This is a genomic window from Actinomycetota bacterium, assembly GCA_014360655.1.
In the GTDB taxonomy this organism is placed as follows: Bacteria; Actinomycetota; Geothermincolia; order Geothermincolales; family RBG-13-55-18; genus JACIXC01.
Genome location: JACIXC010000002.1, coordinates 56,316 through 82,002 on the forward strand (window position 1 = coordinate 56,316; position 25,687 = coordinate 82,002).

The 25,687-nt window shown below is 65.3% G+C and carries 21 protein-coding genes; 18 read left to right on the forward strand and 3 right to left on the reverse strand.

The window, feature by feature from the left end; translation table 11 throughout:
• Positions 1 to 2 precede the first annotated feature (2 nt).
• The 13 genes from ilvD to H5T73_01800 all read left to right on the forward strand — a co-directional run bounded on the left by ilvD (position 3) and on the right by H5T73_01800 (position 16,548).
• On the forward strand, positions 3 to 1,679 hold the full coding sequence (ilvD, locus tag H5T73_01740; GenBank protein MBC7246487.1) for a dihydroxy-acid dehydratase: 1,677 nt from the start codon (positions 3 to 5) through the stop codon (positions 1,677 to 1,679).
• A gap of 232 nt (positions 1,680 to 1,911) precedes the next feature.
• The gene (gene ilvB, locus H5T73_01745; GenBank protein MBC7246488.1) at positions 1,912 to 3,651 is read left to right on the forward strand and encodes a biosynthetic-type acetolactate synthase large subunit; all 1,740 of its coding nucleotides are present in this window, start codon (positions 1,912 to 1,914) and stop codon (positions 3,649 to 3,651) included.
• Positions 3,652 to 3,696: 45 nt separating this feature from the next.
• Positions 3,697 to 4,173, forward strand: coding sequence for an acetolactate synthase small subunit (gene ilvN / locus H5T73_01750; protein MBC7246489.1), 477 nt, complete (start codon positions 3,697 to 3,699; stop codon positions 4,171 to 4,173).
• 27 nt (positions 4,174 to 4,200) lie between these two features.
• Entirely contained in the window at positions 4,201 to 5,196 is a 996-nt protein-coding gene (gene ilvC / locus H5T73_01755) for a ketol-acid reductoisomerase (GenBank protein MBC7246490.1), read from the forward strand.
• A gap of 474 nt (positions 5,197 to 5,670) precedes the next feature.
• Positions 5,671 to 6,849 carry an alanine--glyoxylate aminotransferase family protein gene (locus tag H5T73_01760; protein MBC7246491.1) on the forward strand — a complete coding sequence of 393 codons (1,179 nt, stop codon included), beginning with the start codon at positions 5,671 to 5,673 and terminating at the stop codon, positions 6,847 to 6,849.
• 133 nt (positions 6,850 to 6,982) lie between these two features.
• Complete coding sequence (locus tag H5T73_01765; protein MBC7246492.1) at positions 6,983 to 8,566, forward strand: phosphoglycerate dehydrogenase; 1,584 nt, start codon at positions 6,983 to 6,985, stop codon at positions 8,564 to 8,566.
• Positions 8,567 to 8,587: 21 nt separating this feature from the next.
• Complete coding sequence (locus tag H5T73_01770; protein ID MBC7246493.1) at positions 8,588 to 10,174, forward strand: 2-isopropylmalate synthase; 1,587 nt, start codon at positions 8,588 to 8,590, stop codon at positions 10,172 to 10,174.
• A 19-nt stretch (positions 10,175 to 10,193) separates the two neighbouring features.
• Positions 10,194 to 11,459, forward strand: coding sequence for a 3-isopropylmalate dehydratase large subunit (gene leuC, locus H5T73_01775; GenBank protein MBC7246494.1), 1,266 nt, complete (start codon positions 10,194 to 10,196; stop codon positions 11,457 to 11,459).
• Positions 11,460 to 11,467: 8 nt separating this feature from the next.
• Positions 11,468 to 11,974: a 3-isopropylmalate dehydratase small subunit gene (locus H5T73_01780; GenBank protein MBC7246495.1), complete on the forward strand. Its 507-nt coding sequence runs from the start codon at positions 11,468 to 11,470 to the stop codon at positions 11,972 to 11,974.
• Between the two features lie 52 nt (positions 11,975 to 12,026).
• Positions 12,027 to 13,088, forward strand: coding sequence for a 3-isopropylmalate dehydrogenase (locus H5T73_01785; GenBank protein MBC7246496.1), 1,062 nt, complete (start codon positions 12,027 to 12,029; stop codon positions 13,086 to 13,088).
• A gap of 46 nt (positions 13,089 to 13,134) precedes the next feature.
• The gene (locus H5T73_01790) at positions 13,135 to 14,052 is read left to right on the forward strand and encodes a branched-chain amino acid transaminase (GenBank protein MBC7246497.1); all 918 of its coding nucleotides are present in this window, start codon (positions 13,135 to 13,137) and stop codon (positions 14,050 to 14,052) included.
• A gap of 115 nt (positions 14,053 to 14,167) precedes the next feature.
• A complete protein-coding gene (locus H5T73_01795; GenBank protein ID MBC7246498.1) occupies positions 14,168 to 15,745 on the forward strand; it encodes a citramalate synthase in 1,578 nt (525 codons plus the stop codon).
• 17 nt (positions 15,746 to 15,762) lie between these two features.
• A complete protein-coding gene (locus tag H5T73_01800; protein MBC7246499.1) occupies positions 15,763 to 16,548 on the forward strand; it encodes a fumarylacetoacetate hydrolase family protein in 786 nt (261 codons plus the stop codon).
• Here H5T73_01800 and H5T73_01805 read toward each other — a convergent pair.
• The 3 genes from H5T73_01805 to H5T73_01815 all read right to left on the reverse strand — a co-directional run bounded on the left by H5T73_01805 (position 16,508) and on the right by H5T73_01815 (position 19,979).
• Positions 16,508 to 16,747, reverse strand: coding sequence for a hypothetical protein (locus tag H5T73_01805; GenBank protein ID MBC7246500.1), 240 nt, complete (start codon positions 16,745 to 16,747; stop codon positions 16,508 to 16,510). The genes H5T73_01800 and H5T73_01805 overlap by 41 nt on opposite strands.
• Positions 16,748 to 17,425: 678 nt before the next feature.
• Positions 17,426 to 19,141, reverse strand: a complete 1,716-nt coding sequence (locus H5T73_01810; GenBank protein ID MBC7246501.1) for a VWA domain-containing protein — start codon at positions 19,139 to 19,141, stop codon at positions 17,426 to 17,428.
• Entirely contained in the window at positions 19,116 to 19,979 is an 864-nt protein-coding gene (locus H5T73_01815; protein MBC7246502.1) for an AAA family ATPase, read from the reverse strand. The genes H5T73_01810 and H5T73_01815 overlap by 26 nt, the downstream gene beginning before the upstream one ends.
• Before the next feature lie 335 nt (positions 19,980 to 20,314).
• On the opposite strand from H5T73_01815, the gene H5T73_01820 reads away from it, so the two are divergent.
• The 5 genes from H5T73_01820 to H5T73_01840 all read left to right on the forward strand — a co-directional run bounded on the left by H5T73_01820 (position 20,315) and on the right by H5T73_01840 (position 25,456).
• On the forward strand, positions 20,315 to 21,322 hold the full coding sequence (locus tag H5T73_01820; GenBank protein ID MBC7246503.1) for a hypothetical protein: 1,008 nt from the start codon (positions 20,315 to 20,317) through the stop codon (positions 21,320 to 21,322).
• A gap of 211 nt (positions 21,323 to 21,533) precedes the next feature.
• Positions 21,534 to 23,012 carry a glutamate--tRNA ligase gene (locus H5T73_01825; GenBank protein ID MBC7246504.1) on the forward strand — a complete coding sequence of 493 codons (1,479 nt, stop codon included), beginning with the start codon at positions 21,534 to 21,536 and terminating at the stop codon, positions 23,010 to 23,012.
• Entirely contained in the window at positions 23,005 to 23,193 is a 189-nt protein-coding gene (locus H5T73_01830; protein MBC7246505.1) for a hypothetical protein, read from the forward strand. Before H5T73_01825 ends, H5T73_01830 begins: the two co-directional genes overlap by 8 nt.
• 200 nt (positions 23,194 to 23,393) lie before the next feature.
• Positions 23,394 to 24,185, forward strand: coding sequence for an enoyl-CoA hydratase/isomerase family protein (locus tag H5T73_01835; GenBank protein MBC7246506.1), 792 nt, complete (start codon positions 23,394 to 23,396; stop codon positions 24,183 to 24,185).
• Between the two features lie 101 nt (positions 24,186 to 24,286).
• On the forward strand, positions 24,287 to 25,456 hold the full coding sequence (locus tag H5T73_01840) for an acyl-CoA dehydrogenase family protein (protein MBC7246507.1): 1,170 nt from the start codon (positions 24,287 to 24,289) through the stop codon (positions 25,454 to 25,456).
• Positions 25,457 to 25,687: the final 231 nt, after the last annotated feature.

Below are 25,687 nucleotides of genomic sequence, written 5' to 3' on the forward strand. Positions count from 1 at the left end.
CCATGGAATTCAGGAGCAAGGCCGTAAAGACCGGCACTTCCAGGGCACCCCACCGGACGCTGCTGAAGGCGGACGGTTTCATCGACCGCGAGATCGAGCAGCCCTGGGTGGGCATCGCCTGCGCCGTGAACGAGGTGGTGCCCGGGCACGTGCACCTGCAGCAGGTGGCGGAGGCGGTGAAGGCCGGCGTACGCATGGGGGGCGGGACCCCCATGCAGTTCGGGGTCATAGGGATCTGCGACGGTATCGCCATGGGCCACGCCGGCATGCGCTACTCGTTGCCCTCGCGGGAGGTGATCGCCGACAGCATCGAGCTCATGGTGCAGGCGCACGCCTTCGATGCCCTGGTAATGATTCCCAACTGCGACAAGATCGTGCCGGGCATGCTCATGGCCGCGGCCCGTCTCAACCTTCCCACCGTGGTGGTGAGCGGCGGGCCCATGCTGGCGGGGAGGCACCGCGGGAGGAACGTCGACTTCATCACGGTGATGGAGGCGCAGGGTGCGGTGGAGGGGGGACGCATGGAACCCGCCGAGCTGGCGGAGCTCGAGGAGGAGGCCTGCCCGGGTTGCGGGAGCTGCGCCGGGCTCTTCACGGCCAATTCCATGAACTGCCTGACCGAGGCCGTGGGCCTGGGCCTGCCGGGCAACGGCACCGTGCCCGCACCCTATGCCCGCAGGCTGCGCCTGGCCAAGCAGGCGGGCCTGGCGGTCATGGAGATGCTGCGCAAGGGGCGCCGTCCCCTGGATATCGTTACCAGGTCTTCCCTGCGCAACGCGCTGGCGGTGGACATGGCCATAGGAGGGTCGTCCAACACCATACTCCACCTGCTGGCCCTGGCCTACGAGGCCGGGATAGAGATGGACCTGCGGGAGATACAGGAGGTCTGTGACGCCACCCCCAACCTGGCGCGCATCAGTCCCGCCGGGGGAGCGCGCCATTTCATGCAGGACCTCGACGAGGCGGGAGGCATCCCCGCGGTGATGGGCGAGTTGCTGAAGCGGGGGCTGGTGGACCCCGAGGTGCCCTGCGTTGGGGCGGACCGCCTGGGCGACGTCATCGAGGGCAGAGGCACGCTGAACCCCGAGGTCCTGCGGCCGGTGGAGGACCCCTACATGCCCACCGGGGGGCTGGCCGTGCTCTGGGGCAACCTGGCGCCCGAGGGCGCGGTGGTCAAGCATGCGGCGGTGCCGGAGAACCTGCTGCGCCACCGCGGGCCGGCGCGGGTCTTCGACTCCGAGGAGGATGCGGTGGCGGCCATGACGGGAGGGAAGATCCGCGAGGGAGACGTCATCGTGGTGCGCTACGAGGGGCCGCGGGGGGGTCCGGGCATGCGCGAGATGCTCAACCCCACCGCCACCATCGCGGGCATGGGGATGGCGGAGAAGGTGGTGCTCATAACCGACGGGCGCTTCTCCGGCGGCACGCGGGGGGCGGCCGTGGGACACGTCTCCCCGGAGGCCGCCCAGGGCGGCCCCATCGCCCTGGTGCAGGAGGGTGACATGATCGAGCTGGATGTCCCGGGCCGCAGCATACGCCTGGAGGTGGACGATAAGGTGCTCGAGGAGCGCAGGCGTGCGTGGAGGGCCCCGCAGCCGCGCGTGAAGTCGGGATACCTGGCGGAATACGCGCGGCGGGTATCCAGCGCCAGCCGCGGCGCGGTGAGGTTGCGCGATTGAGGGGTGGCGGGCGGAAGCGCCCGCGCTCCCTGTCGCGCATGGAGCCCCGTGGCACGCGGTGATGGCGCGGTGGGCCACGGGGCGCGGCTCCTGCAAAGGCCCTATGCCTGCAGGGGCGATAGGCCTGAAAGAGCGGCACGGGAAGGGAAAGGACGAAGCGCGCCCCGCCTTGCGGGCTATCCGTGGGTCGGGGGCGGAGGATCTAGGCAGAAGGACGGTGACCGACTTGAGAATGACCGGAGCCAGGGCCCTGGTGCGATCCCTCGAGGAGGAGGGCGTGGAGATCGTCTTCGGCATCCCAGGCGGGGTGCTCCTCCCGGTCTTCGACGCACTCTACGAGTCCAAGATACGCAAGGTGCTCACCCGGCACGAGCAGGGGGCGGCCCATGCCGCGGACGGCTACGCCAGGGTAACCGGCAAGGTGGGGGTGTGCATGGCCACCTCCGGCCCGGGGGCGACCAACCTGGTCACCGGCATCGCCAACGCCTACATGGATTCCGTGCCCCTGGTGGCCATAACGGGGCAGGTGGCCACCAACCTCATCGGCACGGACGCCTTCCAGGAGGCGGACACCACGGGTATCACCCTGCCCATCGTCAAGCATAACTACCTGGTGAAGGACCCCGCCGACATCCCCGACGTGGTGCAGGAAGCCTTCTACATCGCCCGCACGGGCCGCCCCGGGCCGGTGCTCATCGACCTCCCGGTGGACGTGGCGCGGGGCGAGCTCGATTACCGCCGCCGGGACCACCCCGTCCTGCCGGGCTACAAGCCGACCTACAAGGGCCACAAGAAGCAGATACGCATGGCCGCGAGGAGCATCCTCGAGGCGCGCAGCCCCGTTCTCTACGTGGGGGGAGGCGTCATAACGTCCGGCGCCGCTGGGGAGCTGAAGAAGCTGGCGGTGGAGAACGGCATCCACGTGACCCATACCCTCATGGGTAAGGGAGCCTTCCCCGAGTCCCATCCCCTCTCCCTGGGGATGCTGGGTATGCACGGGACCCGCTGCGCGAATTACGCCATGTGCGAGACGGACCTCATCATCGCCGTGGGCGCGCGCTTCGACGACCGCATCACCGGCAAGCTCTCGGAGTTCGCGCCCAGGGCCAAGGTCATCCACATCGATATCGACCCGGCGGAGATCAGCAAGAACGTGCGGGCGCACATCCCCATCGTGGGAGATGCCCGGCAGGTGCTGAAGGAGCTCAATGCCGCCATAGCGGAGATACGCGCGGAGACAAAGCCCGCGGACCGTTCTCAGTGGAACGCCGTCATCAAGGAGTGGAAGGAGAAATATCCCCTGGCCTACGACAGGGACAACGGGCTGAAACCGCAGTACGTGGTGGAGAGGATATATGCCCTCACCAAGGGGGACGCCATCATCTGCACCGAGGTGGGACAGAACCAGATGTGGGCCGCCCAGTACTATCCCATGGAGAAGCCGCGCCGCTTCATCTCCTCGGGCGGGCTGGGGACCATGGGCTACGGGCTGCCCGCCGCCATCGGTGCCCAGCTGGGCAGCCCCAGGGACCTCGTCTTCGACATCGCGGGCGACGGCAGCGTGCAGATGACCATCCAGGAACTGGCGACGGCGGTGCTGGAGGGGACCCCCATCAAGGTCGCCATCCTCAACAACGGTTACCTGGGCATGGTGCGGCAGTGGCAGCAGCTCTTCTACAACCGCAAGTACTCCTGCTCGTGCCTGGAGCGGGAGCGCACCCCCGATTTCGTGGCCCTGGCCGAGGCCTACGGGGCCAAGGGGATCAGGGTCAAGGAGCCGGAAGAGGTGGACGCGGCCATCAGGGAGGCCATCAAGGCCCCCTGCCCAGTGCTCATCGATTTCTGGGTGGAGCCGGAGGAGAACGTCTATCCCATGGTGGCGCCGGGGGCGCCGCTCTACGACATGATCGGTGACCTGCTCTACCCGGTGGAGAAGGTGCACCCGGAGAAGGCCGAGGAGCCCTTCCTGTGAGGAAGGGAGCCGGCGGGACCGTCCCTCGAGAGGGGAGGTAGGGAGATGAAACACACCTTGTCGGTGCTGGTGGAGAACAAGCCGGGGGTGCTGGCGAGGGTGGCGGAGCTCTTCGCCCGCCGCGGTTTCAACATCGACAGCCTGGCGGTGGGGACCACCGAGAGGCCGGACATATCGCGCATGACCATCGTGGTCGACGTGGCGGAGCACTCTCTGGAGCAGGTGCGCAAGCAGCTGCACAAGCTGGTGAACGTCATCGAGATAAGCGATCTCGACCCCGAGACGTCGGTGGCACGGGAGCTGGTGCTGGCCAAGATAAAGGTCACCTCGGAAAACCGCTCCGAGGTCATAGAGATCGTGGACATCTTCCGGGGGAATATCGTTGACGTTTCCCGGGAGAGCATCATCGTGGAGGTCACGGGGAGCGCCCAGAAGCTGAGTGCCTTCGAGGACCTGGTGAAGGCCTACGGCATAAGGGAGCTGGTGCGCACGGGAAAGGTGGCCCTACCGCGGGGAAAGTAGCCTGAGGCGAAGCGGAGGAGGAAGAAAATGGCGGAGATCTACTACGACGGCGATGCGGACCTCTCTCTCCTGGAGGGCAAGACGGTGGCGGTCATCGGCTTCGGAAGCCAGGGACACGCCCACGCCCTCAACCTGCACGACTCGGGCGTGAAGGTGGTGGTGGGCCTGAGGGAGGGAAGCCCTTCCCGGGAGCGCGCCCGCGAGGCGGGCCTGGAGGTGGCGGGAGTGGCGGAGGCGGCGGAGGCCGGCGACATCGTCATGATGCTGGTCCCCGACCAGGACCACCGCGAGGTCTACGAGAAAAGCGTGAGGGCGGGGCTCAAGGAGGGGAACGCGCTCTTCTTCGCCCACGGTTTCAACATCCATTTCAACCAGGTCGTGCCGCCCGCTTACGTGGACGTGGTCATGGTGGCCCCCAAGAGCCCGGGGCACATGATGCGCCGCGTGTTCGAGCAGGGGAGCGGGGTCCCCTCGCTGGTGGCCGTGCACCAGGACTATACCGGAAATGCCCTGCCGCTCGGGCTGGCCTACGCCAAGGGCATAGGGTCCACGCGGGCGGGTGTGCTCCGCACCACCTTCCGGGAGGAGACGGAGACGGACCTCTTCGGCGAGCAGTGCGTGCTCTGCGGCGGCGTCACCGAGCTCATCCGCGCCGGTTTCGACACCCTGGTGGAGGCGGGATACCAGCCGGAGATAGCCTACTTCGAGTGCCTGCACGAGCTGAAGCTCATCGTGGACCTCATCTACGAGGGCGGCATCTCCTACATGCGCTATTCCGTAAGCGACACCGCCGAGTACGGGGACCTCACCCGGGGCAGGAGGATCATAAACGAGGAGACCAGGAAGGAGATGCGGCGCATCCTGGAAGAGGTGGTGAGCGGGGAGTTCGCGCGGGAATGGATCCTCGAGAACCAGGCGGGGCGGCCGGCGTACAACGCGCTGAAGCGCCGGGACGCCGAGCATCTCATCGAGAAAGTGGGAAAGGAGCTCCGCTCCATGATGAGCTGGCTGCGGAAAGGATAAGGGCGAGATTGCCGCGTCGGCGCCTGCGCGCCTCCTCGCGATGACGGCGACCGAACGGGCAACGAGTCTTTTATCGTTGATGGGCGGAAGGACGTCATCGCGAGGAGGGAAGCCAAAAACGTCATTATTACGAGGAGGGAAGCCAAAGACGTCATTATTACGAGGAACGGAGCCAAAGACGTCATTATTACGAGGAGGGAAGCCAAAGACGTCATTATTACGAGGAACGGAGCCAAAAACGTCATTATTACGAGGAGGGAAGCCAAAAACGTCATTATTACGAGGAGGGAAGCCAAAGACGTCATTATTACGAGGAGGGAAGCCAAAAACGTCATTATTACGAGGAACGGAGCCAAAGACGTCATCGCGAGGAGCGGAGCGACGAAGCGATCTCACGGAAAACGCCATCGCGAGAAGGGAAGCGACGAAGCGATCTCACACACTCGCGCTGGAGGGAGATAAGGAGAGGTGGAGATGATACGCAAGGAATACCTGATGACCCCGGGGCCTACCCCCATCCCCTCCGAGGTGAGCCTGGTGCAGGCGGAGCCCATCATCCACCACCGCACCCCCGCCTACATGGAGCTCTTCGTGCGCATGGTGGAGGGGCTGAAGAAGGTGTTGCTCACCGAGAACGACGTGCTCACCTTCGCCGCCTCGGGGACCGGGGCCATGGAGGCGGCGGTTGCCAACTGCTTCAGCCCGGGGGACCGCGTGCTGGTGGCCGCGGGAGGCAAGTTCGGGCAGCGCTTCGGCGAGATAGCCGAGGAATACAGGCTAGCGGTGGAGCACTACGAATATCCCTGGGACGAGGCGGCCGACCCCGACGTCATATCACGCATGCTGCACGATAAACCCGACATCAAAGGGGTTTTCGTCACCCACAGCGAGACCTCGACGGGCATCGTCAACGACGTGCGCACCATCGGTGAGGTGGTCAAAGACACGCCTGCCATCCTGGTGGTCGACTCCATCAGCGGGGCGGGGGCCCTGGAGCTCCGCACCGACGCGTGGAACATCGACGTCCTGGTGACCGGATCCCAGAAGGCCCTCATGACGCCCCCGGGGCTGGCGGCGGCGGCGGTGAGCGAGAAGGCCTGGGAATTAGTGGAAAAGGCGGAGTCGCCGGCCTACTACTTCTCCTTCAAGAAGGCGCGCAAGAAGTACCGTTCCGACACCCCGGAAACGCCCTTCACCCCGGCGGTCAGCCTGGTCAAGGCCATGTCCGCGGCGGTGGATATCCTGCTCGAGGAAGGCCTGGAGGCGGCCTGGGAACGCCACCGCGTGCTGGCGCTGTGCACCCGCGCCGCGGTGCAGGCCATGGGCCTGGAGCTCTTCCCCAAGGTGCTCGACCGCGCTTTCGCGGTGACGGCGGTCAAGGCCCCGGAAGGGATAGGCGGCGGGGACATCGTACGGCACATGAACCGGGTGCACGGGGTGATCATCGCCGGCGGCCAGGAGCACCTGAAGGGAAAGATCTTCCGCATCGGGCACGTGGGATACTACAACTTCTTCGACATGGCCGTGGCCATCGCGGCGCTGGAGCTGACCCTCAAGGAACTGGGACACCCTCTCGAGCTGGGGGCGGGCGTAGGCGCCGCGGAGCGGGTATACTTGGAATTGACGCCGCAGGCCCAGTCGCGACGAGAGTGAGGGCGGGAGCAACCACGGAAAACCCCGGGATGACGGGTTAACGGGGATACGACGGGCGAAGATAAGCAAACATGGCGTGGATGAGGAAGGCCGGCCGCAGGCGCGGTGAGAGCAACGGAGAAAGGAGGGAAGCTTGGCGCGTATCCTGGTCAGGGAGAGGATAGCGGAGAGCGGGATCGAGTTCCTGCGCAGGGATTTCGAAGTCGATTACCTGACGGACATCGACCGCGATGAGCTGCTCCGTCGCATCGCCGACTACGACGCGCTCATCGTGCGCAGCGCCACCAAGGTTGACGCAGAGGTCATCCGGGCTGGGGAGAGGCTAAGGGTGATCGGAAGGGCCGGCGTGGGCGTGGACAACATCGACGTGGAGGCGGCCACCAAGCGGGGCATCATGGTCATCAACGCCCCCCAGAGCAACGTCATCTCGGCCGCGGAGCAGACCATGGCCCTGCTGCTGGCGCTCTGCCGCAACATCCCCGAGGCCGTCAACTCCCTGCGCGCGAAACGCTGGGACCGCAAGAGTTTCGAGGGCGTGGAGCTCTACCAGAAGGTCATGGGCATCGTGGGGCTGGGGCGCATCGGCACCCTGGTGGCGCAGCGCTGTCAGGCCTTCGGGATGCGCGTTCTGGCCTACGACCCTTACGTCTCGGAGGACAAGGCGCGCAAGATCAACGTTGAGCTCGTCTCCAGGCTGGACGACGTGCTGCGGGAGGCGGATTTCATCTCCGTGCACCTGCCCAAGACCTCCGAGACCTACCACCTCCTGGGCGAGGAGGAGTTCGCGAAGATGAAGGACGGGGTGCGCATCCTCAACGTGGCCCGTGGGGGCATCATCGACGAGGAAGCCCTGCAGCGAGCGCTGGAGTCGGGCAAGGTGGCGGGAGCGGCGCTGGACGTCTTCGAGAAGGAACCGGCCACGGAGTGCCCCCTCGTCGAGCACCCCAACGTCATCGCCACCCCGCACCTGGGGGCCTCCACGCAGGAGGCGCAGGACCGGGCCGGGGTGATGATCGCGGAGCAGGTGGCGGCTGCCCTCAAGGGCGAGTTCGTTCCCAATGTGGTCAACCTGCAGGTGCCTGCGGAGGTGGACGACACGGTGCGCATGTTCATGCCACTGGCGGAAAAACTTGGCTTGCTCCTAACCCACCTGGTGGAGGGCCACGTGGACGGCATCGAGCTCGAGTACCTGGGAGAGCTGGCCAACCACGAGACGGGCGTGCTCACCGTGGCCGTGCTCAAGGGCTTCTTCGAGAAGGTGGTCTTCGAGCCCGTGAATTACGTGAACGCTCCCCTCTTCGCCAAGGAGAGGGGTATCGCGGTGCGGGAGACGAAATCGGAACAGACGCGGGATTACGTGAACCTCATCATGGTGCGCGGCCGCCGCAACAGGAAGGCGGTGGCGGTGGGGGGTACCCTGGTAGGTCTTTCCAACACGGAGCGCTTCGTGCACGTCTACGAGTATGACATCGACCTCGGGCCCTCCCGCTACATGGCCTTCTTCCGCTACGCCGACGTGCCGGGCATGATCGGCAGGATCGGCACCATACTGGGGGACCACAACATAAACATCGCGCACATGCAGGTGGGAAGGAAGAAGATAGGAGGGGAGGCGGTGATGGGGATCAACGTGGACGTCCCCATCCCGGACGAGGTGATGGAGGAGATCCGGCGCGTGCCCAAGGTGAAGGAAGGGAAGTTCATACAGCTATGGTGAGAGAACGGGGAGGATGACCCAATGGCCGAGAGGATCTACATCTTCGACACCACCCTGCGTGACGGCGAGCAGGCACCGGGGATAAGCCTTAACCAGCGCGAAAAGGTCGAGATCGCGGAGCAGCTCGCGCGCCTCGAGGTGGATGTCATCGAGGCCGGGTTCCCCGTCTCCAGCCCCAGCGAGTTCGAGGCGGTGAGGGCGGTGGCGAAGACGGTAAAGGGACCGGTGATCTGCGCCCTGGCCCGCACCGACCGCAACGACATAGACTGGGCATGGGAGGCCATCATGTTCGCCGAGAGGCCCCTCATCCACACCTTCATCTCGACATCCGAGTACCACATGAAATACCAGTTGAAGAAGTCCCCCCGCGAGGTGCTGGAGATGGCGCGGGACGCGGTGGCCTACGCCCGCAAGTACGCGGAGAACGTGGAGTTCTCGGCCATGGACGCCAGCCGCAGCGACCCCAAGTTCCTCTACCAGGTCTTCGCGGCCGCCATCAAGGCTGGCGCCACGGTGATCAACATCCCCGACACGGTGGGGTACGCGCTGCCCGACGAGTTCGCCGAGCTGGTGAAGGGGGTCATGAACAACGTCCCCGGCATCGAGAACGTCGTCGTGAGCGTGCATTGCCACAACGACCTGGGGCTGGCGGTGGCCAACTCACTTGCGGCGGCCAGGGTGGGTGCGCGCCAGATCGAGTGCGCGGTAAACGGGCTGGGGGAGCGCGCGGGCAACGCCTCCCTGGAGGAGATCGTGATGGTCATCAACACCCGCCGCGACTTCGTGGACTTCACCACGGGCGTCAACACGCGCGAGATCTACCAGACCTCGCGCCTGGTCTCCATGCTCACAGGCTACCCGGTGCAGCCCAACAAGGCGGTGGTGGGCGACAACGCCTTCGCCCACGAGTCGGGAATCCACCAGGACGGCGTGCTCAAGCACCGCATGACCTACGAGATAATGCGTCCCGAGGACGTGGGGCTTGTGGAATCGGAGATCTACCTGGGCAAGCATTCCGGCCGCCATGCCCTCAAGGCCAAGCTGGAGGAGATGGGGTTCTACCTTGACGACAAGGGGCTGGAGCGGGCCTTCATACGCTTCAAGGAGCTGGCCAGCAAGAAGAAGGAGATAACCGCGAAGGACCTGGAGGCCATCGCCCTGGACGAGATACGCACCCTGGAGGAGCTCTTCCAGCTGGAGTACATGCAGTCATCCTCCGGCACCGGGGCCATACCCATCGCCGCCGTGAAGCTCTCCCGCGAGGGCAGGGGATACGAGGCCACCGCCACGGGAGACGGCCAGGTGGACGCGGTGTGCAAGGCCATCGCCAAGGCCACCAAGGTCCAGGCCAAGCTGGTCACCTACCAGGTGCAGGCCATCACCAAGGGCCTTGACGCCATGGGCGACGTGACCATCAAGCTGGACATCGACGGCCACGAGGTGGTGGGCAGGGGCGTGAGCCCAGACATAATCGAGGCCAGCGCCCGCGCCTACATCAACGCCATCAACCGCGGCATCCAGAAGGGCCTGCTGGAGAAGAAGAAGCTGGCCCGCAAGGCCAGGAGCACCTCGGGCGGGGCTAAGAAGAAAGCGCGCTCCTCTCAATGACCTTCTTTCGGGAGACGCAATGGGTCAGACCATCACCGAGAAGATCCTCGCCTACCATGCGGGGCGGGAGGAGGTACGCCCGGGCGAGCTGGTGAACGTGCGCGTGGACCTCGCCCTGGCCAACGACATCACCGCTCCCCTGGCCATCGAGGCCTTCCGCGCCATGGGCGCCGAGAGGGTGTTCGATCCCGCCCGGGTGGTCATGGTGCCGGACCATTTCACCCCCGCCCGCGACATGGCGGCGGCGCGCAACTGCGCCCTCATGCGGGATTTCGCGCGCGAGCAGGGACTGGAGAACTACTACGAGATCGGCAGGGTGGGCATCGAGCACGTCCTGCTGCCCGAGGAAGGGCTGGTGCTTCCCGGGGAGCTGGTGGTGGGAGCCGATTCCCACACCTGCACCTACGGCGCCCTGGGAGCTTTTTCCACCGGCGTGGGCTCCAGCGACCTGGCCATGGCCATGGCGCTGGGGGAGATATGGCTGCGGGTGCCGGAGAGCATGCTCTTCGTGTTCGAGGGGAAGCTCCCTCCCTGGGTGGGCGGCAAGGACCTCATCCTCCATACCATCGGGAGGATAGGGGTGGACGGGGCCCGTTACCGCGCCATGGAGTTCCGCGGGCCGGTGGTGGAGGAGCTCTCCATGGATTCCCGCTTCACCATGGCCAACATGGCGGTGGAGGCGGGGGCCAAGAACGGCGTCTTCCACGTGGACGCGAGGACGAGAGCATGGCTGGAGGGCAGGGCAAGCCGGACCTACCGCGAGTTCACCAGCGACGGGGACGCCGCATACGTGGAAGAGATCACCATAGAGGTGAGCGACCTGGAGCCGCAGGTGGCCTTCCCCCACCTGCCCTCCAACGTGAGGCCCGTCTCCGAGGCGTCGGGGGTGGAGATAGACCAGGTGGTCATCGGCTCGTGCACCAACGGCAGGCTGGAGGACATGGAGATAGCCGCGGGCATACTGGCGGGCCGCCGCGTGCATCCCCGCGTGCGGGCCATCGTCTTCCCCGGCTCGCGCGCCGTGCTGCTGGAGATGGTGCGGCGTGGCTGGATGGAGGCGTTCCTGGAGGCGGGGGCGGCGGTGAGCACGCCCACCTGCGGGCCCTGCCTTGGGGGGCACATGGGGGTGCTGGCCGAGGGCGAGCGGGCCCTCTCCACCACCAACCGCAATTTCGTGGGGCGCATGGGCCACACCGGCAGCGAGGTCTACCTGTGCGGGCCGGCGGTGGCGGCCGCCTCCGCGGTGACGGGCAGGATAACCCACCCCGGGGAGGTGGCGGCATGACGGGCGGCATGGTGCTTGCGGGGAGAGCCTGGCGTTACGGGAAGAACGTGGACACGGACGTGATCATCCCGGCGCGCTACCTCACGGCCACCTCCGCGGAGGAGCTGGGGGCCCACTGCCTTGAGGACCTGGACCCCGACTTCGCGCGCCGCGTGCGGCCCGGGGACATCATCGTGGCCGAGGAGAACTTCGGCTCCGGGTCCTCGCGCGAGCACGCCCCCTTGGCCATCAAGGGCTGCGGTGTGTCCTGCGTCATCGCCTCCTCCTTCGCGCGGATCTTCTACCGCAATGCCATAAACGTGGGCCTGCCCATCCTGGAATGCCCGCAGGCGGTGGAGGACATAGGCACGGGTGACGAGCTGCGCGTGGACCTCGCGGCGGGGACCATCGAGAACCTGGCGACTGGTAAAGTATTCCATGCCGAACCCTTCCCGGATTTCATGCGCGAGATAATATCCCTGGGAGGGCTGGTGGAATACGTGCGGAGGAGGCTGCAGGCACGCGAGGGCCGCTGAAGCCGCGCCGGGTCGTGCGGGAACGGTGATGAATGCGAGGAAGCGAGGAGCGATGATGTACAGGATAGCGGTGATACCGGGTGACGGGACGGGCCCGGAGGTGGTGCGCGAGGGCATGAAGGCGCTGGAGGCGGCGGCCGCGGCGAGCGGCTTCGATTTCCAGCACACCTATTTCGATTTCGGTGGGCAGCGTTACCTGGACACGGGCCTCACCCTCACCGACGACGAACTCGAGGAACTGCGCACCTATGACGCCATCTTCCTGGGGGCCATAGGGCATCCCGACGTCAAGCCCGGCATCCTGGAGCAGGACATCCTGCTCAAGATCCGCTTCGGGCTGGACCAGTACATCAACCTGCGCCCGGTCAAGCTCTACCCGGGCGTGGACTGCCCTCTCAAGGACAAGGGCCCGGAGGACATAGATTTCGTGGTGGTGAGGGAGAACACGGAGGGGCTTTACGCGGGCACCGGAGGTTTCCTGCGCAAGGGCACGCCCGACGAGGTGGCGGTGCAGGAGAGCGTGAACACGCGCAAGGGCGTGGAGCGCTGCATCCGCTTCGCCTTCGAGTACTGTCAGCGGCGGAACAAGGGACGGAAGCTGACCCTGTGCGGCAAGACCAACGTGCTCACCTACGCCTGGGACCTCTGGGAGCGCGCCTTCCGCGAGGTGGCCCCCGAGTACCCGGACATCCAGACGGATTACGCCCACGTGGACGCCATCTGCATGTGGTTCGTGAAGAACCCGGAGTGGTTCGACGTGGTGGTCACGGACAACATGTTCGGTGACATCATAACCGACCTGGGGGCCATGATCCAGGGGGGTATGGGCATCGCCGCGGGGGGCAACATCAACCCCGAGGGCACCTCCATGTTCGAGCCCATAGGCGGCTCGGCGCCGAAGTACACGGGAAAGAACGTCATCAACCCCCTGGCGGCCATCTGCGCGGTGCAGATGATGCTGGACCACCTGGGCGAGCGGGAGGCCGCGGAGCGCGTGGAGCGGGCTGTGATGCGCGTCTGCTCCCGGGACCTCCTCTCCCTATCCGCGGGCAGGATGGGCAAGTCCACTACTGAAGTGGGTGATCTTGTCGTAAAATACATCCGTGAGGCCTGAGGCCGCGTGAGGGCGGGAGCAGGACGCGAGGCGGAAGGAGTCATAGATGCCGATACAGGAAGTGGAAAAGATCTGGATGGACGGCGAGCTTGTGGACTGGGCGGAGGCCCGCGTGCACCTGCTCTCCCATTCCCTGCATTACGGGTCGGGTGTCTTCGAGGGCATAAGGGCCTACGAGACGCCGCGGGGAGCGGCGGTGTTCCGCCTGGCCGACCACATGAGGAGGCTCTTCCGCTCGGCGTCCATCTACCGCATGCCCATACCCTTCTCCCTGGAGGAGCTGATGGAGGCCACGAGGGTAGTCATCCGGGCCAACGGGCTCAAGAGCTGCTACATCCGCCCCATCGCCTTCCGCGGTTACGGCGAGATGGGGCTGCACCCCCTGGCGGCTCCGGTCAACGTGGCCATAGCCGTTTGGCCGTGGGGCGCGTACCTGGGCGAGGAGGGCATCCGGAACGGCGTGCGCGCCAAGGTCTCCTCCTTCCGCCGCAACGAGGCCAACAGCATCCCCACCGCGGCCAAGGCCACCGGGCAGTACCTGAACTCCATCCTGGCCAAGATGGAGGTGACCGAGGCCGGGTACGACGAGGCCATCCTCCTCAACATGCACGGGCACGTGGCCGACGGGGCGGGGGAGAACATCTTCGTGGTGAGGAACGGGTACCTCTACACGCCTCCCACCTCCTCGGGCGCCCTGGAGGGCATCACGCGCGACTCGGTGATGCGCATCGCGGAGGAGCTGGAGATACCCTGCCGCGAGAAAGACCTGGTGCGCACGGACCTCTACACCGCCGACGAGGCCTTCTTCACCGGGACGGCGGCGGAGGTGGTGCCCATACGCGAGGTGGACGACCGGCCCCTGGGAGATCCCGGACCGATCACCCGCAGCATCCAGGAGAAGTTCTTCCGCATCGTGAGGGGCGAGGAGAAGGCCTACGAGCAGTGGCTGGACTACGTGGATTAAAGGCCGGCCGCGGTAGGTCGAGCGTCCGTGCCCGCCCGCGGGACGTCAGTTGCATTATTCCCATAATATGGAAGCAACGGCACGGGAGCATTAGCGGAAGAGAAGAGTGGTGATCATGGAGGAAAGGTCCGTCAAGATCTACGACACCACCCTGCGCGACGGGGCGCAGAGGGAGGGGGTTTCCCTCTCCGTGGAGGACAAGCTGAAGATCCTGCGGCGCCTCGACGACTTCGGCGTGCACTACGTGGAATGCGGTTTTCCCGGCTCGAACCCCAAGGACGAGGAACTCTTCCGGCGCCTTAAGGAGGTGGACCTGCGGCATGCCGTCCCGGTGGCTTTCGGCTCCACCCGCAAGGCCATGATCGGTGCGGACAAGGACCGCAACCTGGAGGATCTGCTGCGCGCGGAGACGCCGGCGGTGTGCATCGTCGGCAAGAGCTGGGAACTGCACGTGCGCACCGCCCTGCGCACCGGCCTGGACGAGAACCTCTTCATGATCGCAGACTCCGTGGAGTACATGAAGCGCCGCGGCCGCGAGGTCGTCTACGACGCCGAGCACTTCTTCGACGCCTACAAGGACAACCCCCGCTACGCCATGGAGACGGTGAAGGCGGCGGTGGAAGCTGGCGCGGACTGGGTCTGCCTATGCGACACCAACGGCGGGACCCTGCCCTGGGAGGTGCAGGAGATAATGCGCCGCGCCAGGGAAGAGATACCCGTGCCCCTGGGCATACACGCGCACGACGACAGCGAGTGCGCCGTTGCGGTCAGCCTGGTGGCGGTGGCGGAAGGGGCGGACATGGTGCAGGGGACCATCAACGGGTACGGGGAGCGCTGCGGCAACGCGAACCTGTGCTCCATAATCCCGGCCCTGGTGCTCAAGATGGGCATCCCGGCGGTTTCTCCGCAGGCCCTCGCCGGCCTCACGGAGCTCTCTCATTACGTGAGCGAGATCGCCAACATCAAGCCGGACCTGCACCAGCCTTACGTGGGACAGATGGCCTTCGCGCACAAGGGAGGCATGCACGTGAGCGCGGTGACGAGGGACCCCGAGACGTACGAGCATATCCGCCCCGAGCTGGTGGGCAACATGCAGCGCATCGAGGTCTCCGAGCTCTCCGGCAAGTCCACCATCATCATCAAGGGGAAGGAACTGGGCGTGGACCTCTCCCGCCATCCCGAGAAGGTGCAGGAGATCCTGGACATGATCAAGGAGATGGAGCACCGGGGCTACCACTTCGAGGCCGCCGACGGCTCCCTGGAGCTGCTCATGCGCCGCGCCCTGGGCATGCACCGCGTCTTCTTCCGCCTGGAGAGCTTCCGGGTGATCATGGAGAAGCGCGAGGACGGCAAGGTGGTCACCGAGGCCACCATCAAGGTGCACGTGCGCGGCAGGCGCATCATCGCCACCGCGGAGGGGAACGGTCCGGTGAACGCGCTGGACAACGCGTTGCGCCTGGCCATCGGGCGCGCTTATCCAGAGCTGGAAGACATCGACCTCTCCGACTACAAGGTCATCATCCTCGACCCGGAGAAGGCCACCGCGGCGGTTACCCGCGTGCTCATCGAGAGCGGCGACGGGGAGAAGACCTGGGGCACCGTCGGCGTCTCCGAGAACATCATCGAGGCCTCCTGGCAGGCCCTGGTGGACTCCGTGGAGTACGGCCTCCTGCACAAGAAGGCGCAGCCCTGAATATTCCATAATCTACCATGAAGATCGCGAGGTACCGGCACAAGGGGCACATACGTTTCGGGGTGCTGGAGGACGGCCTCCTGCACGAGATCGAGCGCACCCCCTTCACCGGGATACGCAGGCAGGGAAGGACCTGCCGCCTGGAGGAGGTGGAGCTCCTCACCCCCGTCTATCCCCAGAAGATAATCGCCGTGGGGCTCAACTACCGGGACCATGCCGAGGAGCTGCGCATGCCCATCCCCGACGAGCCGGTGCTCTTCATGAAACCCCCCTCCTCGCTGCTCGCCCACGGGGGCGAGATAGTCTACCCTTCCATGAGCCGGCGCGTGGACTACGAGGCGGAGCTGGTGCTGGTATGCGGGAAGGAATGTCGCGACGTCTCACCCCGGGAAGCCTCCTCCTGCATCCTCGGCTACACCTGCGGGAACGACGTCACCGCCCGCGACCTGCAGGCCAAGGACGGGCAGTGGACGCGCTGCAAGAGCATCGATACCTTCTGCCCCCTGGGCCCCTTCATCGAGACGGAAGTGGACGTGCAGGAGCTGGTGGTGGAGCTGCGCCTCAACGGAGAAGTACGCCAGTCCTCGGCGGCCTCCAACATGATCTTCACGCCGCAGGAGCTCCTGAGCTTCACCTCGCGCGTCATGACCCTCTATCCCGGGGACGTCATCATGACCGGGACGCCCCCCGGCGTGGGGGAGATGTTCCCCGGTGACGTGGTGGAGGTGGTCATCGAGGGCGTGGGCACCCTCCGCAACACCGTTACTGCCGAGGGGCGAAGCAGCGAGATAGTGGAAGAATGACGGTAAGCACCTGCCGGAATGGCAACATGGCACGGCGGCAGGTCATCCTGGCATTTCCGCAGTGGTGAAAGTGCTCTATCCAGCGCAGCCTCCTTCTGGCCTCCTTGGAGAGGACCTCGCCCATCATTCTCTCCAACCTCCATTGATGGGGAAGCCTGGTGTGGTAGATACTAGTGGTGGTTCCAACTGAACCCTTCATTTGGACACCTCCTTGCTCTGCTTCGTTTGCTACACAAAGCAAGTATAGGGGGTGTCCACCATGTTTATGAACCCGGGCAGGCAACGACTACATATTAAGAGAAAAGGGGAGATTAGGGATCGGAGAGTTGATCATCTATGCGCCCTGGAGATTCCATTCCTTGCCAGAGCCCATAATCCATGTATACAGCGACAAGGTGGAATTTCGTCGGGATTTCGCATCGTCCGAGTTTGAGTACCCAAAAGGGAAAAGGCTTTGGGTGCTTGAGCGATCGGCTTCACCCGATAAAGACAATTTAATCAAGTCATTCAGGGCCTCGTCTTGCGGCGATGAAAGCTGGGAGGAGTTCGTCACCGACGAACCGGCAGTAAAGATAGAGTATCAACCATGACAACTTGTCATAAGCTGAATTTTCACGCTTCTGGGTATGTTATACGTTAGTGTATGTTGTGATTGGAAAATGTCGCTCATTTTTATCCTGCCCTTGACAAGCGACGCTTCCATGGGCTCGCTGAGGAGATAATGGCCAAAATCCATGACGGCGGCGGTGGGATGTAGCGGCATGGCGAAGCTCGGGTTTCCTGGGCGGAAAGCGAACCCCGGTCACAAGGTTAGCCCCGAGCACAATCTGTATCATTACCCGCGTGCTTGTGACCGCTGTCTTGGGCGCCGTGGCGGTCAGTCGGGGTTGAGGACCTTTTCCAGGCCCCTGGGAAGGCCCGGCTTGCCCCGGAACCCGTAGACGAAGGCCCACTTCAGGAGCTTCTCCAGGGCGGAGGGCAACTGGGAGATGTGGTCTATGAACTGCACCGACCTCCCGTACTGCTCCAGCATGGCCTGGCGGTCCTCCAGGCCGCAGCCCAGGGTTATGAGCCGGATGTTCTGCTTGTCGCAGTAATCGATGCCGTAGCGGACGTCGCAGCCCGCGTTCGACGCGCCGTCGGTGATGTGGATTATCATCTTCCGTTTCCTGTCCTTGGGCAGCATGTAAGCCGCGGCTATCAACGCCTGCCCGGAAGGCGTCTCGCCGGTGGGGGACACGGACATCAACTCGTCCCCCCTGAGCAGGCTGGTGAGCACGCAGACGTGGTGCGACTCGTAATACGCCCAAACCTGCAGGCGGGTGGTGGATCCCCTGAGCGCCTCGTGCAGGGTGGCGACGGTCGACTCGACGAGCCTCCAGCTGTTCCCCCTCCCCATGGACCCCGAGGCGTCGATGAGCAGGCAGATGCTCCAGCTCGCGTCCGGTATCTTCTGCTTGTCGAGGAAGCACGCCCCGTTGATGGGCGCGCGGTAAAGGCGCTTCCTGTCCACCTTGCCGCTGGAAAGCCCGCGGCTTATGAGCACCTTCCTGTCCGCGTAGCACTGCATGATGGTCTTGAGGCGCGTCGCCTGGTGGCGGTCCACCACGCTGAGCGCCGGCATGTAGAAGTTCCATATGCGGGTGGGGAGGATCTCCTGCTCCGGATCGTCGACGACGGACCTGATCACGGAGGTCAGGTCGCCGGAACTCTCGGCCATCTTCGCCTCTATCTCCATGAAGGTGGTGGGGTCGAGCCGGGTTCCCCCGCCGCCGCCCGCCCTCTCCTCGCTGAGCGGCTCGTCGCTCAACAGGCTCCAGGGGACCATCTTATCCACGATCTTCCAGGAGGCGACGGTGTCCCTGATGCCCTCCAGGGCCCGTATGTAGATCTCCCGGCGCAGGTCGCAGCGCTCAACCACCCCCTTTCCGCTGTCCATGACCGCCCTAAGCTCCGGGGTGATCCCCTGCAGGACGGCGAGCGCATCACCGTAGCAGATGAGGTCGGCTTCGGATATATCCTGTCCCCATGCCCAGGACCACCAGAGGTGGAGCAGCTTGTCCACGGAGACTTCGCCGGCGCGCAGCCCGAGCTCCATCATGCGCATGGCCGTCCTCCTGGCCTTGCGGGTGTAGAGGCCGAGTATCGAACGCTCGGAGACGGAATCGACGTAGATGTCCTCGCCCACCTGGATGATCTTGCTGAGGACGACTTTCTGGCGCGGGCTCAGGTCCGGCCTCACGTGCTTCACGCCCCGCCACACCAGGTCGCTCCACTCCGTGCGGTGCAGCGCCTCGTGGACCACCACGCCCACCAAGCGGTCCACCTGCCTGGGATTGACGGGATACCTGCCGAGGATGGGCTCGGGGTCTATGACTATCGCCCCGGGCGACATGGACATGCCGGCATAGATGACGTCGCCCACGTTCCGCCCCAGGCTTCCCGCCACCTTGCGCAGGGCGCGCAGGAGGTTGGCCAGCTCGGTGGCCTCGAGGTGGGAGACGTTGACCCGCCAGAACTCGGAGAGGCTCTCCTCCTCGGCGAACCCCCCGGCGTTCGCGTCACGCTCAGTAGGGTTTATAGACTCGGCCATCGTCGCTCCTGGTCAGCCCCATCTCCAGGTGCATGGAGAGGAGGGTGGATTCCAGGATGTCCCTGCTCACCTGGAGGCTGTAGATGAAGGCCTCCCTGACCGACGCCCCTATGGCCACCAGCTCCGCGATCATCAGGGTGTGGCGGGTGGAGACCATCACCGGCTCCTGCGAATTGCTGCGCAACTGGTTGGCCACGTTGACGATGGTCTGCGCCTGCTCCTCGTCTACGCCCGTCTTGCGCTTGAGCACCTCCAACTCCACGTCGGGGGGGAGGTAATCCATGAGCGTCACGTAGAACCTGTCCCGCAGGGCGGCGTCCAGCATCTCCACGCCGATGAACTCCTCGCCCTCGTTGAGTGTGGCGAAGAAGACCACCTCGGGGGCGACCTTGATCAGCCCGAGCTCGTCCGTCCACACCCGCCTGTCCTCGGCGAGCACGGAGAAGAGCATGTTCAGGGCCTTGGGGTGCTCCGGGCGGTTGATCTCCTCCAGGTGTATCACGCAGCGGGGGGTCTGGATGGCCTGGGGGAAGAGGAACTGCTGGTAGTAGGTCTCCCCCTCCTTGAGCCGCATGTCCCCGAAGAGCTGCCCCGGCTCGGAGAGGATGCCCACCTGGAAGGTGGCCAGCGGCCTCCTGTTGCGGGCCGCGAACTGCCTCACCAGGGTGGACTTCCCGCAACCCTGCTTGCCGGCCACCAGCACGTTGACCGGGTGTTTCTTGGAGAGTTCGTTGATGCGCTCCATGTGGTCGATGACGTCCTGCGGGAGGAAGAAGTTCTCCTCCGGCTCGGGGACCAGCATGGATGCGTCCAGCGTGTCACGTTGCTCCTGCGCCATCCTCTCTCACCGCCTCCTTCTCGCAGCCTCACTCCCTGGCTCCCGTCATCCCCTCGATGCGGAGAGCGGGGAATGTTATCTACCCGTTAACATATTCCCCTTGTTTAAGGGTAAGTGAATTGTTGATTTCGGTCAAACCCCTGTCCAAAAGCGCCTGCTGAGACCTTACTGCATCGCCTCCGTGTGTCTCTTTCCGCGCACGCAGCGGCTGTCATTGATGCTCCCACGGGCCTTTTCCTGGAGGGCTGAGCGCAATGTGAACCCGCGCCCGTTTACCCACGGCCCGTCCATGACGATAAATCCTACGTCCGCCATCAAGGACCGGGAGGTAATCCTTGGAAAAGGGAGCGGGGGACGTTTTTCGGGAGGCGCTGCGGCTGGCGCTTCATGAGCGGCGCCTGTGGCCGGCGGGGCTCCTGGTCGCCGTGGGGTTCGCCGACTGTTGGCGCATCATCTTCGACTGGGGTCCCTACAGGGCCGGGGAGGTGGCGGCGAACCGGGTGCGGGGAGGGGGCGGCAGGGGCATCGCGGACATCGTGGTGATGGCGCTCGTGGCCCTGGCCGTCTTCGCTTTGCTGAGGGCATGGGGGTATGCGGGCGAGCTGGTCCTCATAGGGCAGGCGGCGAGTGCGGCGAAGGGTGAGAGCGCTTCCATCATGGTAAATTATGCCAGATACCGAAAGAGGTACCTCTCGTTGAGCGCCGTCCTCCTGCCGTGGGACGCCCTGCGCGTGGCGGTCATCTACGTGACCTTTCCCTTCGTCTTCCTCTGGGAGAAGTGGGACCCGCACCTGCGCCTCTTCCTGCCGTATCTCCTGGCGTTCCTCTCATGGCTCGCGCTGCTGGCGCTGGTTTACATGCCGCTGGGGATAGCCGTCCTCCTCGCGGGACGGGCGGCGGTTCTCGGAGATAAGCCCTCGCCGGTGGCGTGGAGGGAGGGCTGGGAGCTGTTTCGCGCCAACGCCGCCAGGTGTTGCGTCGCGTGGTTCCAGGCCCTGGCGGTGGACGTGGCCTTCATCGTTCCGGCATGGCTCCTCGCCGCGCTGCTCCCCTGGGCGTTCACGCAGTTGCTCCGCGCGGTGTCCGTGGAAGCCCCGCGCTGGATCCCCAGGGCCGCCGCCTACCTTGTCCTGGCGGCGCTGCTCCTGCCGGGGCAAACGCTGGTACAGTGCTTCAAGTCCTCCCTGTGGACCATGACCTTCCTTGAATTGAGGGAGGAAAGGGAGGTGCGCGGGGAAGAGGTGGGCGGGCGCGGGCGGGACGGAAGGCGCGGGGGCGGAGAGGAACTCATCTATCCCCCGCTCACGAGGCTCCCCATGCCGCCACCCGGACCCGCGCCTTGAGCGGGCGAGGATGGACGTGAATGGACCTCCGCGCACCGCGGGGTGGAAACGCCCCGGCCCGCCGCCTGAGAGTGGCGCGGGATGTGGCTTCCCCGCAGTAACCTTGCATCGACGAGAAGGAACGGGCGGACAAGAGAGGGGCATGCCGCCATCTGCTATCATTAATCCATCACCGTCGCCTTCCCGGTTCTTGGAAGGTGGATGCAGACGGATGCAAGCGCCGAGCGAGGAGGAAAAGACGTTGCGCCTGCGTTTCGCACCCAGCCCGACGGGTTACCTGCACGTGGGAGGGGCGCGCACCGCCCTCTACAACTGGCTGCTGGCGCGCCGCTCCGGGGGGACTTTCATCCTGCGCATCGAGGACACAGACCTCTCCCGCTCCACCGAGGAGGCCATAGAGGCCATCCTGCGCGACCTGCGCTGGCTGGGCCTGGACTGGGACGAGGGGCCCGACGCCGGGGGCGAGCACTGGCCCTACCGCCAGACCGGGCGCATGGCCCTCTACCGCGAGGCGGCGCACAGGCTCCTGGAAGGCGGGTACGCCTACCGCTGCTTCTGCTCGCCGCAGGAGCTCAGGGAAAGGCGCGAGCGGGCGCTGCAGGAGGGGCGCCCCCCCATGTACGACCGGCGCTGCCTCTCCCTGACGGAGGAGGAGGTGCGACGCCTGGCGAAGGAGGGGAGGCCCTATGCCCTGCGCTTCCGCGTTCCCGAGGGGGAGACGGTGGTGAGAGACGCCATCCGGGGAGAGATAACCTTCCGCAACCGGGAGATAGAGGACTTCGTGCTGCTGCGCAACGACGGCACCCCGACCTACAACCTCGCGGTGGTTGTGGACGACATCGACATGCGCATAAGCCACGTGGTGCGCGGGGACGACCATCTCCCCAACACCCCCAAGCAACTGTTGCTCTACCGGGCCCTGGGGGCGGAGGCCCCGGTCTTCGCACACCTGCCCATGATCGTGGGGCGGGACGGCAGGCCCCTGTCCAAGCGCCACGGCGACGTGGCGGTGGGGCACTACCGCGAGATGGGCTTTCTCCCCGAGGCCATGGTGAATTTCCTCGCGCTCCTGGGTTGGTCCCTGGACGACGCCACCACCATCATCGACCGCGATACCCTGGTGGCCAACTTCGGGCTGGAGCGGGTGACCTCCAAGCCGGCCGTGTGGGACACGGACAAGCTCTACTGGATGAACTCCCAGTACGTCATGGCCCTCGGCGACGCCGAGCTCGCGCAGGCTGTGGCGCCCTTCCTGGCGCGCGAGGGCCTGATCGCTGGGGATGACGGTGAGGCGCTGGACAAGCTGCGGCGTGCCGCCCCCCTCGTCCGCGAGAGGATGAAGGTGCTCTCCGACGCGGTGCCCCTGCTGGCCTTTCTCTTCCGCGAACCGGAGACGGAGGAGGATGCGCGCGAGCTCCTGCGCGGCGAGGAGAACAGGACGCTGCTCAAGGAGGCCGGGAAGCGCCTTCTGGAACTGGAAATATTTGACACAAAAAACATCGAGTCCCTCCTGCGCGCGCTGGCGGAGGAGATGGGCCTGAAGCCCCGCAAGGCCTTCCAGCCCATCCGGGTGGCCCTCACCGGGAGCAGGGTGAGCCCGCCCCTCTTCGAATCCATGGAGCTCCTGGGACGGGAAAAATGTTTGCAGCGCATCGCCCGTGCCCTGGACCGGGCAAGGGACGATGGGTGACCCGGGGGCGACGTTGCACCTGCCCTGTCCGGGGACGGCGGGTTTCGAACTGGTCAGCGAAGGTGCTTCCATGCTCATCGACCCTTACCTCTCGCGCCACCCCCGTTCCCTGCCTGCACGGGGTCCGCGGCCGGGGGATTTCCCCCATGACCCCGCTTTTATTGACTATGACTGGGCTTGATGATAATCTTTTTTAGGTTGACCTGCGTGAAGGTCGAGCGGCGGAAAAGGCCGCCTGCCAGCGAGAACACTCCAAGGGATGGGATTCTCACCCTGGGACGCAGAAGCCGGGAGAACCCGGGATTAGAGGAGGAGGTGAGAACCGAAGCCAGCCTCTCTATCGGCGAAGTTTCCTCTTGGTCAAGGGAAGTGAGGTGAGTCATGCCCTACGATTACGATCTGCTCATCGTCGAGATAAAGGACGGCGTTGCAACGGTGACCCTGAACCGCCCGCCCCTGAACCCCCTCAACGCCGAGCTGTTCAGCCAGATCGGCAGGTGCGCCGACGAGCTGGCGGCGGATGACCAGGTCAGGGCCGTGGTCATCACCGGCGGGGAGAAGAACTTCGCCGCGGGTGCGGACATCAAGGAGATGGTCGAGGCCAGCGCCGTGGACATCACCAAGTTCAACGTCCTGGCACAGGAGAGCTTCAGCAAGGTGGAGAACATCCCCAAGCCGGTCATCGCGGCCATCAACGGCTTCGCCCTGGGGGGAGGTTGCGAGCTGGCCATTTCCTGCGACTGGCGCTACGCGCACGAGAACGCCAAGATAGGGCAGCCGGAGATCCTTTTGGGCATCATCCCCGGCGCCGGCGGCACGCAGAGGCTGCCCCGCCTCATCGGACCCGCGAGAGCGAAGGAGATGATCTACAGCGGACGTTTCTACAGCGCACAGGAATGCCTGGAGATGGGGCTGGTGCAGAAGGTGGTCACCGGGGAGGAGTCGGTGATCGAGTACGCCCAGAAGGTCGCAGCCAGGTACGCGACCGGCCCGGCGGTGGCCCTGGCCATGGCCAAGAGGGCCATCAACAAGGGCATGGAATGCTCCATCGAGGAGGGGCTGGTCATCGAGTCGCAGGGATTCACCATCTGCTTCGCTTCGGAGGACCAGAAGATAGGTATGCGCACCTTCCTGGCCGAGGGACCCGGCAAGGCCAAGTTCGTGGGCCGTTAGGGGCGCGTACTGGATGATATAGACAGCCGGGCAGCTCAGGCCCGGAGGGCAGGAAGCGGTAACGTACGCCGAGGAGTTCGAAGAGGTAAGGAGGTTGATCGATGATCGATTTCGAACCCAGCGAAGAACAAAAAGCAGCAGTGAAAATGGCCCACGAGTTCGCCCTCAACGAGATGAGGCCCGTCGCACTCGAGTGCGACAAGACGGGTGAGATCCCCGACGAGCTCATCAAGAAGGCAGCGGCCGCGGGGCTCACCGCCATGGCCATCCCCGAGGAGTACGGCGGGGGAGGGCTTGACCAGGTGTCCGCGGCCATGGTCAGCGAGGAGCTCTTCTGGGGATGCGCCGGCATCGCCACCGCCATCGGGGCGAACAGCCTGGCCACCACCCCCATGCTCATCGCGGGCAACGAGGAGCAGAAGCACAAGTACCTGCCCCGCCTGGCGGATCCCGACAACCCCAAGTTCGCGGCCTTCTGCCTCACCGAGCCGGGAGCCGGCTCGGACGCCGCCGCCATCTCCACCACCATCGTGGAGGAGGGCGACCACTACGTCCTCAACGGGCAGAAGTGCTTCATCACCAACGGGGGCCTCGCCGACTTCTACACCGTCTTCTGCACCTTCGACAAGGAGAAGAAGTACGGCGGCATCGCGGCGGTGATCGTGGAGCGCGCCTTCGAGGGCGTGTCCATCGGCAAGCACGAGGACAAGATGGGGATCAGGGCCTCCAACACCACCGAGGTCATCTTCGACAACGTCAAGGTCCCCAAGGAGAACCTCCTGGTACCCATGGGCCAGGGCTTCTACAACGTGATGGTGACCCTGGACATGACGCGGGCCAGCGTCGCCGCCGGGGCCGTGGGCATCGCCCGCGCCGCCTTCGAGGAGGCGCTCAAGTACGCCAAGGAGAGGGTGCAGTTCGGGCGTCCCCTCATCGCCCACCAGGCCATCAACTTCATGCTGGCCGACATGGCCATGCAGATCGAGGCCGGCCGGCGCCTCTACCTGCTGGCGGCGTGGAAGGCCTATAAACTGCAGCCCTGCTCCCTGGAGTCCTCCTACGCCAAGGCCTTCTGCGGGGACATGGCCATGCGGGTGACCACCGACGCCGTGCAGATCCACGGCGGCTACGGGTACATGAAGGAGTACCTGGTGGAGAAGCTCATGCGCGACGCCAAGATCATGCAGATCTACGAGGGAACCAACCAGATCCAGCGCGTGATCATCGGCGCCAACCTCATGGGCGTCACCGACACCTTCCCCTGGGGCTGAGCGCCAACGTGACGTGCGAACGAGGGGGCGCCTGCCGGCGCCCCCTCTCGCTTCAGCAACACGGACATATCCCGGGGCCAGGGCGCGACGGTGCCCGGCGAAGACGTGTTCGTGGTCCTGCCCGGAAATGCGGACGCCCGTTTTCGTCCTCACTCGGGGATGCATCAGAGCGACACGGGCTCCCGCCCCCGGCGCCCTTAGTGTCCCCGGATATGTCTGGTAACATGGGAG